This is a genomic window from Levilactobacillus spicheri DSM 15429 (assembly GCF_001435095.1).
GTDB lineage: Bacteria > Bacillota > Bacilli > Lactobacillales > Lactobacillaceae > Levilactobacillus > Levilactobacillus spicheri.
This window is the reverse complement of record NZ_AZFC01000035.1, coordinates 417,480-435,181: the sequence shown is the minus strand read 5'-3', so window position 1 is coordinate 435,181 and position 17,702 is coordinate 417,480. Positions and strand designations below refer to the sequence as shown.

Genomic DNA, 17,702 nt, shown 5'->3' with positions numbered 1-17,702 from the left:
ATTTCTCGCTCAATTGTCGAGAAGGGGCTGCCTGTTTTTGGCGGGCGTCCGGGTTATCCGAACGCCTTTTATTTCACGAAGTAGGCCCCTTTGAAGTTCGACTGGGTCCCGACCGTGTTGAACTGGACCCCGTTGAGGTGGGGGTTGACCAGGTAGGTGCTGGCGGGCTGAATCAGGGGGGTCACGCCCTGCTCGGCCATCAAGATGCCGGTCGCCCGCAACATGGTGCGCCAGCGCTGGGCGTTGAACGTGGGCGCGGTGCTGGCTTGTTCGATCAGCCGGTCGTAGTCGGCGTTGGACCAGTAGCTGGTGTTGGCGGTGCTGTTACTGGTGAAGCGGGACAGCACCGCTAACGGGTCGGCGTACTGGGCCCGCAGCGTGCTCAGGTTCAGGTCGCCGTTGAGCGGCTGGGCGCGGGTGTTGACCACCCAGGGCAGCCGCCGGAGATGAATCGTCAATCCCGGCAGCTGCTGGGTCAGTTGGCGCCGCAGTTGGGTGGCCATCAGATGGCCGTTGGCATCGTCCTGATAGCTGAGGGTCAACGTGACGCGCTTTTGGTGAATCGTCTTCAACGCGGCCAGCCACTCCTTTTTCGCCGTTTGCGGTTGGTACTTCAGCGTCTGCTGTTCCGGCTGGGCGTTGGCGAAGTCCGCCGTGCCGCGCATTCCCCGGCTCAGGCCGGCCGGGACGATGCCCTGGGCGGGAATGGAGGTGCTGCCGTAAGTCTCCCGCGCGAAGGCCTTCCGGTCGATGGCGTGGGAGATGGCCAACCGGGCGCCGCGTTGCTGCAGGAGCCGGTTGATGGTCGCGCTGGGCCCGTACTGCTGGTAGCTGATGGTGACCATGCGGGAATACGGCCGGGCCGTGTAATCGTCTTTGTGTTCGTAGTGTTGGACGTTGGTCTTGGTGAGGAGGCGGACCTCGTCGAGCTTACCCGCGAGGTAGTCGGCCCAGGCCTTCCGTTGGTTATGGTAGACCTTCACGTTGATGCGCTGGAGGTAAACGTGCTTGCGGTCCCAGTAGTGGGGATTGGGGACCATGTGCCAGCAGTTGCGGGTGTTACCGTGGCGGCTGACCATGAACGGCCCCGCGTAGACCTGATATTCCGGCTTCGTGGCGTATTTCTTGCCGTACTTTTTCGCCACCGCTTCGTTTTGCGGCCCGAAGAGCGGGTAGGCGAGCTTCTGGGGCAGTTCGGCCATGGGATGGTCGAGGCGCACCACCAGCTTGAAGTTGCCAACGGCCTGGACCCCCAGGCGTTGGGCGGGCAAGCGGCCCGTGATAATCTGGCGGGCGTTTTGGATGCCCCGAAAGAGGTCGCTCTGGGGCGCCTTGGTCCGGGGATCGAGGGCTCGCCGCCACGAGTAGACGAAGTCGTGGGCCGTGATGAGGTCCCCGTTGCTCCAGTACGAATCTTTCCAGAGGGTAAACGTGTAGGTGGTCTTGGCCGCGTTGACCTTGACGCTCTTGGCCAGGGCCAACGCGGCCTGACCGTCCCGGTTGGTCTGGTACAACCCCTCAATCGTGTTATTGAGGCGCCCAAAGGTGGTCATCTTGTCGGCGTCCAGGGTGGTCAGGGGGCGGACCGTCGCCAGGTTCAGCACCTGGTGCTTGGTCATGACCCCGCGGCTGTCACTGGTCGCGGGATTGGCCGTGGTGGCCTGACACCCCGCTAAGCCCCCACATAAAATAATTAATAAAACAATCCACCGTTTCACGTTGACCCCTCCGATATCAATCTTCATCCTTGTTGATGATAGGGGAGCGGGCGAACCACGTCAAGTCTGTCACTTGAGGTTCGGGGCGGAATTCGCTAGAATTGAGAAAATATCTCTAAATTTTAGCGCTGGACCGGGGACAAGCTGCCCCGGTTGACCACCCGCTAAGACGGCGAAAAAGAAGGGGGCGTCAGGATGGAAACATGGTCAACGGCAACGATTCAGGCGTTTCGGCACGCCCTGTTAACCTGGTATGACCAGGAAGGCCGGGACCTGCCCTGGCGGCACGACCACGACCCGTACCACGTCTGGGTCAGCGAAATCATGTTGCAGCAAACGCAGGTCAACACAGTGATTCCCTACTATCAGCGGTTCATGGCCGCCTTTCCCACGGTCACCGCACTGGCCCGCGCGAGCGAACCCGACCTCTTGAAGGCCTGGCAGGGGCTCGGCTATTACTCCCGTGCACGGAACCTGCAACGGGCGGCCCGTCAAATCGTGGACGACTATCACGAGGAGTGGCCGCGGACCGCGGCGTCCCTGCAGGACCTGAGCGGCATCGGCCCCTATACGGCCAGCGCCATCGCCAGTATCGCCTTTGGGCAGGTCGTTCCGGCCGTCGACGGGAACGCCTTTCGGGTCTTCGCCCGGTTATTGAAAATTGACGCGGACATCGCGCAGCCCAAGACGCGCCAGCTCTTTACCGAGATCATTCAGCCCATCGTGGATCCGCAGCGGCCCGGGGACTTTAACCAGGCCATCATGGATCTGGGGTCCAGCTACATGACGGCCCAGAAGTCGGACCCCGCCCATTCGCCGGTCCGGGCCTTCGACGCCTCGTGGCGGACCGGGACCGTTGACCAGTATCCGGTCAAGACTAAAAAGCCGCGTCCTAAGTTAGTTCCGTATTATGGGTTGATTATTCACGCGCCGGCCGGCTATTTATTGGTGCAACGGACGCGTCAGCAGATGCTGGCGGGCTATTGGAGCTATCCGTTGGTCCCCCAGGCTGAGCTGCAAGACCCTGAGGCGACCGCACCGGCGACGCTGACCGCGGACCTGGCCACGTTGCACCAGCGCTGGGCCGCGGACTATCAGATTCCGGCGACCTTTGCGCCGCTGGGCGGGGCGCCAGTCAGCCACACGTACACCCATCAGCGCTGGCAGGTCAAGCTGCTGGTCGCGACGTTGACCAAAACGCCGCCGTTGACGTTTTACCCGGGCAAGTGGGTCCCCGCGGCAGAGATTGCCGCGCTGCCCCTGCCCAAGGTTCAAGAGAAGATGATGACCCGCTGGGCCCAACGGCAGGCGGCAGCCAAACAATAGGGGGAATCACGTTATGTTCACCATTTTTACCGTATTAAAAAATGTTTCGGTCAATCACCAGCCCGTCGCCGGTCCGGAAATCGTGGTGACGAACGCCGCGGGGAAACCCAACGGCCTGCTGACGGACCTGGTGCACGACCTGATCAACGATGCGCTTTTATTCGTGAACCTGGCGGAGATGGACTCCGCCGAGCAGCTCATCGAGCGGTTGCACCAGCACACGCCGTTGCCCGACGATGTGCTGGACGAGTACGGCAAGATTTTGGATGAGGCCTGTTACGGCCTGAATTTTGCCCCGCAAAAGGATCAAATCGAAATTATTGTGCACCGCTAAGGGGATGACCATGATGGATGCACTCGTTGAAACCATGCCGGGCGCCAACACGGCCCCGCCCGTCTTGCTGCTGCAGGGGACGGGGGGCACGAACCTGGAAATGCTTAACTTTGGTCGGCGCCTGCTGCCCCAAAGCCCGCTGATCACGATTGCGGGTCGGCAGGGCGTCGGGGCCCAACGCCAGTATTTTCGGCAAACGGCCAGCTCCCCGGCGGACCCGCAACAGATCCTCACGGAGGCGACCTGGGTGGCCCAGCAGGCCCGAAGCGTGTGTGCGCAGCACCGCTGGGACTGGGAGCGCCTGGTGACGGTCGGGTACTCGAACGGGGCCGCCATGGCCGCCTACGCGGTCCAGAGTGGCCTGCTCCCCGGAGTCGGCGTCTTCCTGCACCCCCTGTGGGTCCCGGTGGCCCACCCGCACGCTTTAACCGGCCGCGACCTCTGGTTTTCGGCGGGGGAACGCGATCCCCTGGTGACGCCGGCGACGGTCCAGCGGGTCGCGGATGCCTGTGCCCAATTAGGCGCCAAGACGACGATAAAGGTGACGGCCGGGACACATAATTTAACGCCGGGAGAAGTTTTGGCAGCCCGCGAGTGGCTTGGGATACACGCGGTTTGACCCGCGATTTTCACCGAAAAAATGAGACTTCTGATTTGCTATTCTCGGGAATACCTGTTATTCTATTGATAATGTATTTATGGTTCGGAAGTTTTAAAGGCTCGACGTTCTCTAAGAATGGCTCCTTTTTACCCCAGCTTTCAAATGCAAATATTATATTGCGCTATGCGCACACGGAGGTTTCATTCTTATGGAACAAGGTACTGTTAAATGGTTCAACGCTGATAAAGGTTACGGCTTCATTACTCTTGAAAACGGCAGTGACGTATTCGTTCACTTCTCCGCTATCAACAGCGAAGGTTTCAAGACGCTTGAAGAAGGCCAACATGTATCCCTTGACGTAGAACAAGGCGATCGTGGCCCACAAGCTGCTAACGTTACGGTTGTTGACTAATTTACTTTAGCCTATAGCCTGAAAGCCACCATCTGCGGATGGTGGCTTTTTTGTGCGCTCAGTGCCGGTTGCTGATAGTTGTTCGCCCCAACTAATGTCAAAAGCCCTTACAATCAGTTAGTGAAGAAGTGTATACTAATTCTTATCATGTCATCATATCGAGGGATCAGATTTTGGAAGAGTTGTTTGAACGGGCACCGATTCGTCAGGCCTACTTTAAGTTAGCCATGCCGGTCGTGCTCAGTATGCTGGCCAGTATGGTCTATAACTTAGCGGACACGTTCTTCGTCTCCATGACGCAGAACACGGCGTTGGTCGCGGGGGTCTCCCTGTGCACGCCCCTATTTAACCTGATGATCGCCCTAGGGGACGTTTTCGGGCTCGGGGGGAGCGCTTACGTCTCCCGGCTACTGGGACAGCAACAGCATCAGCTGGCGCGCCACGTCAGCAGTTGGTGCTTCTACGGGGGCATCTTTAGCAGTATCGCGCTAGCCGTCTTGATGTTGGTCTTCGAGCGGCCCATCTTGACGGCGCTAGGGGCCACCCCGGCGACCTACGCGTACGCGGCCCAGTTTTACCGGATCTTTAACATCGGGGCGGCCCTGGTGACGATTTCGATCGTGCCCGGGAACCTGATGCGGACAGAGGGCCGGGCCAAGGAAAACATGATTGGGACCGTTGGCGGGATCATCGTCAATATTATCTGCGACCCCATCTTCATCCTGGTGCTCCACATGGGGGCGGCCGGGGCGGCGTTGGCCAACCTGATCGGATACACGTTGACCGACATCATCCTGGTCCAGTACGTGCGGCGACGTTGTAAGGTCATCAACGTGAACTGGCACGAGGTCGCGCTCAAGAAGACCGACATCTGGCAGGTACTGGTCATCGGGATTCCGGCCTCCATCACCAACCTGATGATCAGCTACCAAACGGCGCTGTTTAATAACTACTTAGCCCGATATGGGGCCGACCGGGTCGCCGCACTGGGAATCGCCACCAAGGTCTCCCAGGTGGTCAACGCCATCATGGTCGGGTTTGCCTTCGGTGCTCAGCCGTTGATCGGGTACAACTACGGGGCCAACCACCAAGACCGGTTACGGCAGATCATCCGGTTTGACCTGCTGGTCGAGGTGGTCTGGTCACTGGTCATGGCGACGCTGATGATCATCGTGTCGCCGTGGATCGTCGCGCTGTTCCTCAAGAACCCGGCGGTCATCCACTACGGCTCCCAGATTCTCCGGATCCTGCTGTTGACGACGCCGTTCGCCGGGGCCATCCTGGTCTACACGACGGTGTTCCAGTCGACGGCCAAGGCGCTGAACGCCTTACTGATGTCGGTTTCGCGGCAAGGGGTCATCTTCACGATCGCCATCGTGGTGGGCAGCCTCCTGTTCGGGTACACCGGGATCATCTGGTCACAGGCCGTGGCCGACGTGCTGACCGCGCTACTGGGCTGGTTGCTGTACCGGCACCAGGTCCGGCAAGCAGCGGTAGACGTGGCGGAATAACGCGGGCAAAATAACGTGAGTTTGACTCGGATTAAAAAAGCGGGCAGGCAATTCTCAAATCGAGGATTGCCTGCCTGCTTTTGTCTAGTTGTTTTTTGTATTCCTGAAATGCATCGTGCCAGTTATCATATTGCCACTCTATTAGCTTACAGGCTTCCGTAATGGCTATTTACGAAAGCGTGCCCCTTCGGAACTAGTCCAAAACACTGGTTAATGAGGACGACACAACGGAAAAGTATAGGGGTTACTCCGCTACGGTGGGGTTAAGACTAAATAATGGAATCCCCACCAGCGTCACGGCCCAGCTGAGCGGAAGCAATCGGCAGTTATCGCTAATTGAATTTAACTCGCAGGACGCGTATCTCTGAATGATGGTTTTTTCACCGGTCCGTCCGGGCCCGCAAGGCATAGAGGATCGTGATGGTGTCGACGGCTTCCTGGAACAGGGCCCCGATGATGGCGGGGATGATGCCGAAGCTGGCGATGAGCATCAGCCCGGTACAGATGGCGATCCCGATCAGGACCGCTTGCCGGGCGATGCGCATGGTGTCACGCGAGATTCGCACAGCGGTGCTGACTCGGGTCAAGTCATCCTTCAAGACCACGGCGTCGGCGGATTCGCTGGCGGCCGTGGCCCCGTGGGCGCCCATGGCAATTCCCACGTCCGCGGTGACCAGCGACGGGGCGTCGTTGACCCCGTCACCCACCATGGCGACCGGCCGCTGGTCAGCGGGCAGTTGCTTCAGGATGGCAATCTTGTCGGCCGGCAAGCAATCGGCGTGCACGCGGTCGATGCCGACCTCTTGGGCGATCTGTTGGGCAATCGCCGGTTGGTCCCCCGAAATCATCAGCAGGTGGTCGATACCCAACCCGTGGAGGTCCTGCATGGTCTGTGCGGCTTCCGGCCGGACCCGGTCAGTGAAGGTGACGCAGCCCAGGTAGGTGCCCGCAGCGGACACGTAAACGGCGGTCTGGGCGACCTTGTCGATGGACTCAGCCGTGACGAAGCTGGCTTTGCCGGCCCGGACGGTCTGCCCGTCGATGGTGGCCTGGACCCCGGCCGCCGTGGTCTCGGCCACGTCACTGGCCGTCAAAACGGTCGTGGTGTTCGCGGCGAGCAGCGAGCGGGCCAACACGTGGTTGGACTGTTGTTCGGCACTAGCGGCCAGCTGAAGCAGGTGTTCGGCCGTGGTGCCCGGCTGGGGCAAAACTTGGTCGACCACCAGTTGGCCCTGGGTGATGGTCCCGGTCTTGTCAAAGGCGAAGCTGCGGACCTGGGCCAGCTTTTCGAGGGTCGTCCCGGTCTTGACGATGATGCCGTTTCGACTGGAGCGGCTCATGCCGGAGACCAGTGCGATGGGGGCGGCCAGGATCAAAGGACACGGGGAGGCCACGACCAGCACTTCGGCGACCCGGACGGGATCACCGGAGAGCCACCAGGCCAGCCCGGCGATGACGTAGGCCCCCAGGGTGAACGGCACGGCGTAACGGTCGGCCATCCGCACGAAGTGGGCCGGTTGGTTCTCGGCCTGCTTGACCAGGCGAACGATGTTTTGGTACTGACTGTTCGCCGCCGTTTGCGTCGCCACGATTTGGATGGCGGTGCTGCCGTTGACGGCCCCGGACATGACCGGATCGGCGGGCTGCTTGTCGACCGGACGGGATTCACCGGTCAGCGAGGATTCGTCGACGGTCGTGGTGCCCGTGAGGACGGTCCCGTCGACGGGGATAGCTTCCCCGGGCTTGACCAGCAGGTGTTGCCCGACCTGGACCTGATCGATGGAAATGGCGGTGACCGTGTCGGCGGTGATCAGATGGGCCTCCTGCGGCGAATTCTCCAGCAGACTCTGGAGCTCGGAGTTGGCCCGACTGGCCGCGAAGTCTTCCAGCGCGTCGCCCCCGGTCAGCATCAGCAGGACGATCAGGGCCGCCCAGTACTCGCCCACGGCCAGCGTCGCGATGACCGCGGTGATCGCGAGCAGGTCAACGCCAAACTTCCCGGAACGCAGGGTCTTGATCATGTCGACAAACATCAGCAGGGCGATCAACGCCCCGATAATCGTGACCAGCCAGGCTGCCCAGCGCGTCTGGTGTAGGCCAAATTGGCAAACGAGGGCGATCAGACCGACGCCCAAAACACCCCATAACCGTTTATAGTTGGTGAGTTTCATTGCCACCGCCTCCTTAGGTTTTCTTGTATAAAGTATAACAAAGTGGCTGTAAAACCAACAGGCAATGCATTGGAAAAAGCGTTTTTGACGGTGCGGGGGCCATCCTATGGTACAATTCAGGCAGTAAAACCCAACGAAAGGATGGCGGGATGACGATGGCGACTAAGCAAACGACGGATGAGCGGATTCTGGCGGCATTTTCGACGTTGGTCTTAAAGTACGGCTATCAGGGCGCCACGACGCGGAAAATCGCGGCAACGGCGGGAATCAACGAGAGTACGGTCTTTCGACACTTTCGGGATAAGCACAGCCTGTTACAAGAACTGGTGACGACCTACCTGCACGATATTGAGCAGATCAACGCATCCTTTACCAGTGTCGGTAAAATCGAGGTCGATCTGCGGCGCATCGCCGAATTATACGCCGATTTTGTGAAAAATCATCAAGCCGTCTTCCTGTTAGGCCTGCGGGATGCTTACCACTTTCCGGAGATCAGTCAGGCGGTCAAGCAGCTGCCGATGCGGCTCCGGGAGCTCCTGACGCGCTTCTTCGATGAGATGGTGGCCGCCGGGGAAATCTCCCCGCAGGTTAACGTGCCGCGGGAGGTCAGCAACTTTATCCTGATCAACTACGGCAACGTGGTCTTCAACGCGATTTACCCCCACGAGGACATGGGGGTGCCGACCGAGCGGTTCGTGCGGGAAAACGTCTGGACCTTCGCCCGGCACTTGCGCGAACCCGAAGCCTAAATGACAACGAAAAAAACGTCAAGGACGAGATGTCCTTGGCGTTTTGATGGTTTAAGATGTCGCAAGAGAGGTTCGAACCCTCGACCTACGGTTTAGAAGACCGTTGCTCTATCCAGCTGAGCTATTGCGACAGAAGTTAAACAACAACTTCTTCATTATAGAGAAGCGCCTGCGCCGTGTCAATCGCGGGTTGCCCGGCGAGTTGACAGGAGTCCCGGTCATTGGGTAAAGTAGGGACAACCAGAATTAAAGGAGGGTGTCCCGTGACGATTTTACATATTGGGGCGGAAATCGTGGTCTTTTTTGCCGCCATCTGTCTTATCTACTATTTCTTTCAAATTACCCAGGCCCTGGGTGTCCGCAAACAGAATATTAAATACCTGATCATTTCGGCGGTGGTGCTATTTATCGCCTACCCGGTCTCGAACCTCTCGGGGAAGAAGAACGTCAGTCCCACCACGCAGATCTCTAACCAGGTCAAAAAGACGCAGAAGAAGCGCCAGGAGAAGAAGGACTCCGCGAAGAAGGCTTCGGAACAATCCGCCAAGCAATCCAGTCAGTCAAGCCAGAAGTAGGCGCACGACGGCTGCGATGGGCCAGTGGGAAGCCTGCATCGCCGCCTTCACGGGTGGGACCGCCCGTCGCTGGTTAGGGAGGTCAGAGGCCCAAGCCTTAAAAATTATAAAATTTATGATGTTTTGCTTGCAATCTTCCTGTAACATTAAGATAATATAAATGTAATCATATGAGCTCGGGGGGATTTCTGATGACTGCATTAGTTGCGATTATTTTAATTATTGTGATTGCCGCTGCGGGGCAATTTTATCTGAACAATCTGGCGGATTTCCGCAAGAAGAGTAAACACCTTGCGACCCACAATCGGTTCACGAAAGATTCCAACCAACGGTTCATTTAACCGGCAGCTCGTTGAGAAATGGTCAACGGGCTTTTTTTGTCGAGAATGTGCTAAAGTGAGGGTAGTTTAGTGAGAAGGGAGTGGCGTAAGATGACCACGTTAGTCTTGGTGGCCCATCCGCATCTGGCGGATTCCACCAGTCAACAATTTTTTAAGGCGAGCCTCCCCGCCACGGGTGTCACCTGGGAGCACCTTGATGCGCAGCCGGCGTTCGACATCGCAGCCGAGCAGGACCAGCTCCGGCAGGCCGACCGAATCATTTTCCAGTTCCCGCTGTACTGGTACGCGGCACCGGCGAGCCTGAAGGCCTGGGAGGACACGGTGTTGACCCGGACCTTCGTCTATGGTGATCACCGTTACCCGTTGGCCGGTAAGGAACTGGGCATCGTCGTCACCACGGGGATGCCGGCCAAGGCCTTCCAGCGCGGGGGTGTCGAGGGCCAGACCCTGGATGCCTTGCTCGCACCGTTGGCCGCGGTGGCGCACCGGGCGCGGATGACTTGGCTGCCCACGCTGGCGGTCCACCAGTTCGGCTACCTGACCGAGGCCCAGAAGTTGGCCCTGGTCGTGGATTACCAGCGTTACCTGACCCAGCCCCAACCGGATACGTTGGCCAACCGCCAGGCGTGGTTTGCCGACCGGCTGGCCAGCATGGTCCAGGGGTTGACGCCCGAGCAGCGGGCGACCGGCGAACTGATCGCCACCACCTTTGACGATCACCGGTCGAGCCTGGACGAATTGACGGATACCTTGGCGATGATAAAGGAGACCGAAGATGACTGATGATCAATGGTTACACGACCAGCTCCAGCACCTGGCGCGGCTTCAGCCGAAGTTCACGGACCGGGCGTTCTGGCTGGCCCTTGACCGGCTGGTCGCCGAGCAGGACCAGCGCCGTGAACAGCTCCAAGGCGAGATCGACGGCCGGACCTGGCGTCCGGATCGGTGGTAGTCGCTGATAAAATAAATCACTAAAATCCCGCGGGGGCGTGCGAGGAATCGATGGATTCCGGCACGGCCGCCGCGGGATTTTTGGGTCATTTGAATGATTGCTTAGGAAGATGACCTACCGGATATCGTCGTAGTCGCGGTTCTGAGCGGCCCAGTGGTTGATGGGGCCAAACTTGTGACCGACCTCGATGGGCTGGCCAATGGCGGTGTTGACGAAGGCCTTGGCCAGCGTAATGGCCTGGCGCATCGGCGTGCCCTTGGCGAGTTCGGCGGTGATGCAGGCCGACAGGGAATCGCCCGTCCCGTTGACCCGGTCGGTCGCGTGGTACGGTTGGCTCAGCCAGAAGGAATCCCCGTTCTCCAGCAGGACAAAGTCCCGGACCATGGTCTGGTCGGGGAGGGCGTGACTGCCCTTGGCGATGATGTTCTTCGCGCCCATCTGCTGCATTCGGTGGGCGGCGGCGACCATGTCGTCGTCGGACTTGATCGTCGTTTCGGCGATCTTTTCAACCTCGAAGAAGTTTGGCGTCAGAACGGTTGCCAGCGGCAGCAGTTGGGTCCGCAGGGTCTGAAAGGCACTCTCTTCGAGCAACTGGTTGCCGTGCTTGGTCATGATGACGGGATCGACGACCAGGGGGCCGAAGTCGGCCTGCTGGTAGTTCTTGACCACGTCGTTGATCAGCTCCGAATCGGCCAGCATCCCGGTCTTGGCGGCCCGAATGTGATAGTCGGCGGCGAGGTCGGCGAATTCCTGGTCGATAAAGTCGGTCGGCATCGGCACGCTGGCGTGGATGCCGTAGGAGTTGCCGGCCACGCAGGCGGTGATGACGGATGCGCCGTAGACGCCGCGGGCGAAGAACGTGTGTAAGTCGGCCTGCATGCCGGCGCTGCCATCGCTATCTGACCCGGCAATGGTGAGGGCTTGTGGAAATGTATTGGTCATGGTACCTACCTCCGATGTTTTTGAATCGTTATTCCCTAGAATAGCATGGTTAGCGGTAAAATACGACTAGACAGTCCGTGGTTAGTTTAACGATAAAGAGGGTATGGGGATGAAACAACGAGCAAAATGGGGCGTTTTCTGGCTGGTCATTGGGTTGTTCGCCGGCGGATATGCGCTCTGGGGCGTCTTTAACGGTGTTTACCGCTATTTTCCGTCCGAACCGGTTATTTTATCGCTCGGAGTCTTAGGATGTGTGATAAGCTTAATTGGAATCGTCTGGTCATTTCCGCGGCAGTCGCGGGGGCTCTTCGTCGGATTGGTGCTGGTCTTTTGGCTGGTGCTGATCGGCGGGGTGGTCGACGGGCTGTTGTTGTGGTTTGGCCAGACGGTGACCGGTTTTTACTAGCGAGCGCGAATTAAGATTATTACGGGAGGTATCATTGGCGCATGTTAATTCAACAAGGATTCATCGAAAACGCAACACAACCGCAGGATATTCGGATCGAGGATGGCAAGTTTACGGCGATTGCCGACCATCTGACCCCCAAGGATCACGAAGAGGTCATCGACGCGACCGGCAAGCTGATCTTGCCACCGTTCGTTGACCCGCACGTGCACCTGGACAGCACCATGACGGCGGGCGACCCCGAATGGAACCAGTCCGGGACCCTGTTCGACGGGATTCGCATCTGGGGAGAACGCAAGAAGACCCTGAGTCACGACGACGTGAAGGAACGGGCACTCAAGGCCCTGAAGATTCAGGCCAGCCACGGGATTCAGTTCGTGCGGTCCCACGTCGACGTCACCGACCCGAATTTAACGGCCTTAAAGGCGTTACTGGAGGTGCGTGACGAGGTCAAGGACTACGTGGAACTCCAATTGGTCGCCTTCCCACAAGACGGCATCCTGTCGTTCCCCCACGGTAAGGAATTGATGGAAGAGGCCGCGAAGATGGGCGTCGACGTCATCGGGGCCATCCCGCACTTTGAGTTCACCCGGGAGTACAGCGTGGAATCGCTGCATTTCGCGGTCGACCTGGCCCAGAAGTACGGCAAGCTCGTCGATGCGCACTGTGACGAGATCGACGACCCGGCTTCACGGGGACTGGAAACGCTGGCCACGTTGGCCTACGAGACCGGCCTGGGCGACAAGGTCACGGCCAGCCACACCACGGCGATGGGCTCGTACAACAACGCGTACGCCTACAAGCTGATGCGCTTGCTGAAGTTGTCGCACATCAACATGATCTCGAACCCACTGATCAACACCCACTTGGGCGGCCGGTTCGACACCTACCCGAAGCGGCGCGGCTTGACGCGGGTCAAGGAACTGAACGAGGCCGGCGTCAACGTGGCCTTCGGGGAAGACGACATCAAGGACCCGTGGTACCCGATGGGGGACGGCAACATGCTGGACGCCCTGCACATGGGGATTCACGTGACTCAGATGATGGGCTATGACGACATCTTGAACTCGTACCAGTTCGTCACGACCCACGGCGCCAAGGCCATGCACGTGACCGACCACTACGGCATCGCGGAAGGCAAGCCAGCTAACCTGGTCATCATGAACAACGATAACTTCTACAACGCCTTAAACGAACGTTCCGAGTTCCTCTACTCGATCCACCACGGTAAGATCATCGAACGGACCGACCCCAAGCAGGTTCACCTGAATTTGGATTAAGGGATTGGTGGTCACCGCGCTTCACGCCGGCTTGCTCGTGAAGCGGCGGGCATGAACGTTTAAGCCTTGTTTTCAAAATGTTAGACAAACACGAAAAAGCGCCTCATCGGTAAAAACCGGTGAGACGCTTTTTTAATGACTGATTGATAATGGGTGCTGGGGTGGGATTACAGAGCCCAGGCAGCCATCCCTTGTTGGTTGTACAGACTTACGGCTGCGTTCACTTGGTCTTCAACGGAACCGCTGGAGATGTGCATGTTTTGGAACAGACCGTAAGCACCACTCGTGGAGTTCACCACGTTAGCTTGCCAGTTGGATTCACGTTGGATGATGGCGTTCCAAGTGGAAGCCGATACACCGGTCCGGGAACTCATTTGGCTCAGAACGTATTCCTTCATGTTGCTACCAGTGTAGCTGGAGCTGGATGAAGAAGTCGTGGAAGCTTGCGAGTTGGTGTTCGTGTTAGTGTTCGTCGTTGCTTGGCTAGTCGTTGCTGCCTGTTGCGTGTTCGTGGTTGCAGCGGCTTGCGTGTTGGCCTGCGTGTTCGTGGTTGCGGCCGTTTGCGTCGAAGTTGACGTGCCATCAGGAATCGTCAGGTTTTGACCAGGTAAGATCAAGTGGCCTTGGATGTTGTTGGCATTTTCGATCGCGTTGATCGTGGAGTCAAACTTTTGGGAGATTGCCCAAACAGAATCGCCAGACTTAACCGTGTAAGTCGTGGATGCGTCGGCGCTGACCGTGCCGGCAACGAACAAACCTAAAGCTGCTGCAGAAGTTGCAAGAATCGTCGTAACAAATTTTTTCAAAATATACACTCCTATAAAATTAAAATCTATGGGGTCCGGAAACTTTATCGTATGGTTGATTTCCCTTATCAACACGACAGAGTTTAGCGAATGAGTGTTACTATCCAATATCATGAACTTTAAGAACAGAATGCAAAATGTTGCGGTTCGACACATTCTTGTAATATTTGTCATCTGACTGTCGTTTTATGAAAGGGGTTCCGACCTAGGTGGCCGTAGTGAGAACGTCCATGAATTGACTGGTTCACGAGATTAAGTTTATTACCGAATTAATCGTCGCTGCAATCTGCCCAATCAAAAAAGTCGGTCAATTAACCGACTTTTTTAGGAAAAATGGGGAGGAGATTCACGGATTTGCGCGAATCACGGCCTCTTTTTCGGTGGTGGGGCTGAAAGGAGTCCAGGAAAAAGCAACACGAGAGACGTTCATATATAGAAGAAACGCGCAATTTTGTCCGTGGCGGACGGACGATGAACGGCGATGTGGGGCGGTTCCTGGCGGTTGCGGGCGAATGGTGGGCAAACGAAAAGCGCTGCGGCGATGGGCCGGAGCGCTTACTTTTTCGGATGCTTCACTTTTTTGACGGTCGCCACGGTCGGTTTCTTCTCGGGGACGACGGCCTTTTTCTTTTCGTGATGCTGTGTTCGGAGTTGTTCCTTCAAGACCTCGATCTCGTCGACGTGCTTGACCTTCCATTCTTGGTAGGAACTCGTCGAATCGGTGTCGTTCGGTTTTACCCCGGTGTTGAGCCAGAAACAGGCCTCGGACAGACTAGGAAAATTATGGATCCACAAGGTCTGGCCGTTATCGGAATCAAACGCGACGTAGGAACGGAAATGCTTTTTCAGAAAGGTGTGACGCCGAATCTTGAAGGCTTCCCGTTTTCGCGTCAACCGGTAATCGGGTAAGATGTACTGTCCAGAGAGTGCGAGCGTGGGAAATGGTTCACTCCGCTGGTCACGCTGATCTTGCAGCATGGCGCGAGCTTGTTCAACGGTAATGAGAGTTGCACGAATCGGATTCTGCATAAAAGGCCCCCCTTAAAAATAAACATGGTAACAGATAAGTCACTCACGGACAGATTGTTTTCCCTACCCTCTAGATTAGCATAATCCGTATATTATGAAAATGATTTCAGCCCGTAAATTAGGCTTTTTTAAGGTTCTGGCCCCCGAGAAAATTTGCGGGACACTGAACTTAGTAACTGGCTAATGGTAACGGCTTCACGAATTTGGTAATATCCAATTTCGTCGATGTGCGGGTAAAGTATGGTAAACTAGCAAAGATTAGTTGAAAGTGGGGATTTTAGTGGCACAAAAATTCTATGCAGTCCGTCGCGGTCGGCGTCCCGGAATTTACCGGACGTGGCCGGAAACGCAACAGCAAGTCAATGGGTTTACCGGAGCGCAATACAAGAGCTTCCCGACCGAGGCGGCGGCCAAGGCCTTCATGCAGGGCAAAAGCACGCCGACGACCGGCCGGCGGCCAGTCCGGTCGTCCGCCCCGGCCCAGCCAACGACCCCGGCGACCATCACCGTCTATACGGACGGGGGCTCCCGCAACACGGGTAACGTGGCGGGGGGGCACGTCCGGGCCGGTGACAAGGCGGCGTGGGCGTACCGCATCGAATTGCCGGCTGACCAGGTCATGACCGACTCGGCCGGCGAATGGGGGGCCAGCAATAACCGCATGGAGATCATGGCGTTTTTGCGGGCCCTGCAGGCCTTGCAACGGCGGGGCGTGAACGACCAGTCGATTCAATTCGTGTTGGATTCCCGGTACGTGTTGAACGCCATCACCCAGGGCTGGTTGGCCGGTTGGAAACGCCGCGGCTGGAAGCGCAGCGCCGGGCCACTGGCCAACGCCGAACTTTGGGCGGACGTGGACCGGTTATTAGGCGCCTTTCCCCACCTCAGCTTTAATTGGACCAAGGGTCACGCGACCAACCAAGGAAACGTGTTCGTGGACCATTTACTTAACCAGACCATGGATGCCATGGTCGCGGGACACCCCGCGCCAACTGCCCAGGCGCCCCGGGCCACGCCGGCGACCAAGTCGCAACCGGCGGCGCACCCCAAGCCGGCGCGGGCCGACCAACCGGCGAGCCGGGAAACGGTGGACCGCTCGGTCGCGGCGATTCGACAGATTCTGCACGATGCGGGCCTGCCGGACGACGCGCCGCAATCCAAAGACTAACGAAGCAGTGAGGTAGCAACGATGCAAGCAAAATTGATTCCCTATTTGGAATTTGAAAACGCCAAGGAAGCCTTGGCCTATTATCAGGGCGTTTTTGGGGCGACCAACGTTTATCGGGTCAGTCCGACGGCTGATGAAGCGGAGCAGTACGGCTTAGAGCCCACGGTCGACCTGGACCAGTTGACCATGCGGGGCGGCTTCCAGGTGTTAGGCTTGGACATTCAGTGTGCCGACGCGCTGATGGGCCAACCCACGTCTTCGACCCTGATCTCCTTAATGATCGTGGTCGACGAAGACAATTCGGAAGACGTCAAGGCGCTGACCGCGCTGTACCAGCGGCTGGTCAAGTCTGACGTCAAGGTGATCAGTCCCTTCAACAGCCTCAGCCAGGGGGGCAAGATGGGCCAAATCGTGGATGCGTACGGCATTACCTGGATCCTGCGGGAAGCACCGGAAACGGACCTCTCGGTGAACAATTCTTAAAAGCAATACGCAACGAGCCTGGGACAAAAGTCTCGGGCTTTTTATTTTCTCCGAATAGTTGGTGGCGAAACGTGCACCAAAAGGCAGCTGGTTCCGCTTAACCCCGTAAGCCAAACAATCCAAGTTCAGGATTGTCCGGCTTACGACGTTAATGCTCGCCAGCTAACCGCCTTTTGTCCCACTCTTAGCGCCAGAGGTCCGGACGGGAAAGTGGTATCATGGGGAGCAGAGGAGTGATAATTGATATGGCAACAGAACGGGAAAAGATGTCGGCGGGTCAGCCCTACGATCAATTTGACAAGGCGCTGATCGACCGACGCGTGGCGGTCCGCAAGCAGTTACGGGCCGTGAACCAGCTGGACGATAACGCGCAGCGCAACGGCGGCTACCGGGAACTGATCACAGATACCGGGGACGACTTCTTCGTCGAGGCCGGCTTCAAGTTCGACTACGGGTGGAACATCCACATCGGCGACCACTTTTACGGCAACTACGATATGACCTTCCTGGACACGTGTCCCATCACGATCGGGGCCCACTGCTACTTCGGCCCGAACATCGGCCTGTACACGCCGGTGCACCCGTTGAATGCGCTGGCCCGGGTGGCCGACGTGGAAATGGGCGCGCCCATCACCATCGGCGATAACGCCTGGCTGGGTGGCCGGGTCACGATTCTGCCCGGCGTCACGCTGGGCAATAACGTGGTCGTCGGCGCCGGGTCCGTGGTGACCAAGTCCTTCGGCGACAACGTCGTGATCGCCGGCAACCCGGCCCGGGTGATCAAGACCATCGATAACGGTCCGGACGGGGATGCCCAGGCCCGCCAACAATGGCCCCAGATTCCCCAGAAATAGGGGGTCGATTGTGGCCAATCGAAATTCTCATCTAATTCTTAGAT

Annotated in this window: 20 protein-coding genes and 1 tRNA gene; 15 read left to right on the top strand and 6 right to left on the bottom strand. The window is 57.9% G+C overall.

Going from position 1 to position 17,702, the window contains the following annotated elements; all coding sequences use genetic code 11:
- Positions 1 to 68: 68 nt before the first annotated feature.
- Entirely contained in the window at positions 69 to 1,718 is a 1,650-nt protein-coding gene (locus FD37_RS10850; RefSeq protein WP_225436306.1) for a peptide ABC transporter substrate-binding protein, read from the bottom strand.
- Positions 1,719 to 1,913: 195 nt separating this feature from the next.
- On the opposite strand from FD37_RS10850, the gene mutY reads away from it, so the two are divergent.
- The 5 genes from mutY (at position 1,914) to FD37_RS10825 (ending at position 5,902) form a co-directional block, all read left to right on the top strand.
- On the top strand, positions 1,914 to 3,044 hold the full coding sequence (gene mutY, locus FD37_RS10845) for an A/G-specific adenine glycosylase (RefSeq protein WP_056965265.1): 1,131 nt from the start codon (positions 1,914 to 1,916) through the stop codon (positions 3,042 to 3,044).
- Positions 3,045 to 3,057: 13 nt separating this feature from the next.
- Complete coding sequence (locus tag FD37_RS10840; RefSeq protein ID WP_045806147.1) at positions 3,058 to 3,378, top strand: hypothetical protein; 321 nt, start codon at positions 3,058 to 3,060, stop codon at positions 3,376 to 3,378.
- Positions 3,379 to 3,391: 13 nt separating this feature from the next.
- Positions 3,392 to 3,997 carry an alpha/beta hydrolase gene (locus tag FD37_RS10835; RefSeq protein ID WP_056965263.1) on the top strand — a complete coding sequence of 202 codons (606 nt, stop codon included), beginning with the start codon at positions 3,392 to 3,394 and terminating at the stop codon, positions 3,995 to 3,997.
- A gap of 190 nt (positions 3,998 to 4,187) precedes the next feature.
- On the top strand, positions 4,188 to 4,391 hold the full coding sequence (locus tag FD37_RS10830; RefSeq protein ID WP_024746588.1) for a cold-shock protein: 204 nt from the start codon (positions 4,188 to 4,190) through the stop codon (positions 4,389 to 4,391).
- A 173-nt stretch (positions 4,392 to 4,564) separates the two neighbouring features.
- The gene (locus tag FD37_RS10825) at positions 4,565 to 5,902 is read left to right on the top strand and encodes an MATE family efflux transporter (RefSeq protein WP_056965261.1); all 1,338 of its coding nucleotides are present in this window, start codon (positions 4,565 to 4,567) and stop codon (positions 5,900 to 5,902) included.
- A 380-nt stretch (positions 5,903 to 6,282) separates the two neighbouring features.
- On the opposite strand, the gene FD37_RS10820 is transcribed toward FD37_RS10825, so the two are convergent.
- Entirely contained in the window at positions 6,283 to 8,073 is a 1,791-nt protein-coding gene (locus FD37_RS10820; protein ID WP_056965259.1) for a heavy metal translocating P-type ATPase, read from the bottom strand.
- Positions 8,074 to 8,228: 155 nt separating this feature from the next.
- Here FD37_RS10820 and FD37_RS10815 point away from each other — a divergent pair, with 155 nt between their 5' ends.
- Positions 8,229 to 8,822: a TetR/AcrR family transcriptional regulator gene (locus FD37_RS10815; RefSeq protein WP_045806201.1), complete on the top strand. Its 594-nt coding sequence runs from the start codon at positions 8,229 to 8,231 to the stop codon at positions 8,820 to 8,822.
- Positions 8,823 to 8,879: 57 nt separating this feature from the next.
- On the opposite strand, the gene FD37_RS10810 is transcribed toward FD37_RS10815, so the two are convergent.
- A tRNA-Arg gene (locus FD37_RS10810) sits at positions 8,880 to 8,953 on the bottom strand.
- 132 nt (positions 8,954 to 9,085) lie between these two features.
- Here FD37_RS10810 and FD37_RS10805 point away from each other — a divergent pair.
- The 4 genes from FD37_RS10805 (at position 9,086) to FD37_RS13015 (ending at position 10,690) form a co-directional block, all read left to right on the top strand.
- Entirely contained in the window at positions 9,086 to 9,397 is a 312-nt protein-coding gene (locus tag FD37_RS10805) for a hypothetical protein (RefSeq protein WP_056965257.1), read from the top strand.
- A gap of 191 nt (positions 9,398 to 9,588) precedes the next feature.
- Entirely contained in the window at positions 9,589 to 9,738 is a 150-nt protein-coding gene (locus tag FD37_RS13020) for a hypothetical protein (RefSeq protein ID WP_170206977.1), read from the top strand.
- Positions 9,739 to 9,828: 90 nt separating this feature from the next.
- A complete protein-coding gene (locus tag FD37_RS10800; RefSeq protein WP_045806142.1) occupies positions 9,829 to 10,521 on the top strand; it encodes an NAD(P)H-dependent oxidoreductase in 693 nt (230 codons plus the stop codon).
- Positions 10,514 to 10,690: a hypothetical protein gene (locus FD37_RS13015; RefSeq protein WP_170206976.1), complete on the top strand. Its 177-nt coding sequence runs from the start codon at positions 10,514 to 10,516 to the stop codon at positions 10,688 to 10,690. The genes FD37_RS10800 and FD37_RS13015 overlap by 8 nt, the downstream gene beginning before the upstream one ends.
- Positions 10,691 to 10,804: 114 nt before the next feature.
- On the opposite strand, the gene thiD is transcribed toward FD37_RS13015, so the two are convergent.
- Positions 10,805 to 11,632, bottom strand: a complete 828-nt coding sequence (gene thiD / locus FD37_RS10795) for a bifunctional hydroxymethylpyrimidine kinase/phosphomethylpyrimidine kinase (RefSeq protein ID WP_056965254.1) — start codon at positions 11,630 to 11,632, stop codon at positions 10,805 to 10,807.
- Between the two features lie 109 nt (positions 11,633 to 11,741).
- Here thiD and FD37_RS10790 point away from each other — a divergent pair, with 109 nt between their 5' ends.
- Together FD37_RS10790 and codA are read left to right on the top strand one after the other, a co-directional pair.
- Positions 11,742 to 12,038, top strand: a complete 297-nt coding sequence (locus FD37_RS10790) for a hypothetical protein (protein ID WP_056965252.1) — start codon at positions 11,742 to 11,744, stop codon at positions 12,036 to 12,038.
- Positions 12,039 to 12,079: 41 nt separating this feature from the next.
- Complete coding sequence (gene codA, locus FD37_RS10785) at positions 12,080 to 13,318, top strand: cytosine deaminase (RefSeq protein WP_045806139.1); 1,239 nt, start codon at positions 12,080 to 12,082, stop codon at positions 13,316 to 13,318.
- Between the two features lie 167 nt (positions 13,319 to 13,485).
- Here the strand turns inward: codA and FD37_RS10780 are convergent, their stop codons facing one another.
- Both FD37_RS10780 and FD37_RS10775 read right to left on the bottom strand, forming a co-directional pair.
- Complete coding sequence (locus tag FD37_RS10780) at positions 13,486 to 14,124, bottom strand: LysM peptidoglycan-binding domain-containing protein (protein ID WP_147007695.1); 639 nt, start codon at positions 14,122 to 14,124, stop codon at positions 13,486 to 13,488.
- Positions 14,125 to 14,679: 555 nt separating this feature from the next.
- A complete protein-coding gene (locus FD37_RS10775) occupies positions 14,680 to 15,153 on the bottom strand; it encodes a hypothetical protein (protein ID WP_056965250.1) in 474 nt (157 codons plus the stop codon).
- 280 nt (positions 15,154 to 15,433) lie between these two features.
- On the opposite strand from FD37_RS10775, the gene FD37_RS10770 reads away from it, so the two are divergent.
- The 3 genes from FD37_RS10770 to FD37_RS10760 all read left to right on the top strand — a co-directional run bounded on the left by FD37_RS10770 (position 15,434) and on the right by FD37_RS10760 (position 17,658).
- Positions 15,434 to 16,321 carry a ribonuclease H family protein gene (locus tag FD37_RS10770; RefSeq protein WP_056965248.1) on the top strand — a complete coding sequence of 296 codons (888 nt, stop codon included), beginning with the start codon at positions 15,434 to 15,436 and terminating at the stop codon, positions 16,319 to 16,321.
- 21 nt (positions 16,322 to 16,342) lie between these two features.
- The gene (locus FD37_RS10765; RefSeq protein WP_056965246.1) at positions 16,343 to 16,804 is read left to right on the top strand and encodes a VOC family protein; all 462 of its coding nucleotides are present in this window, start codon (positions 16,343 to 16,345) and stop codon (positions 16,802 to 16,804) included.
- A gap of 245 nt (positions 16,805 to 17,049) precedes the next feature.
- Positions 17,050 to 17,658: a sugar O-acetyltransferase gene (locus FD37_RS10760; RefSeq protein ID WP_045806135.1), complete on the top strand. Its 609-nt coding sequence runs from the start codon at positions 17,050 to 17,052 to the stop codon at positions 17,656 to 17,658.
- Positions 17,659 to 17,702 lie beyond the last annotated feature (44 nt).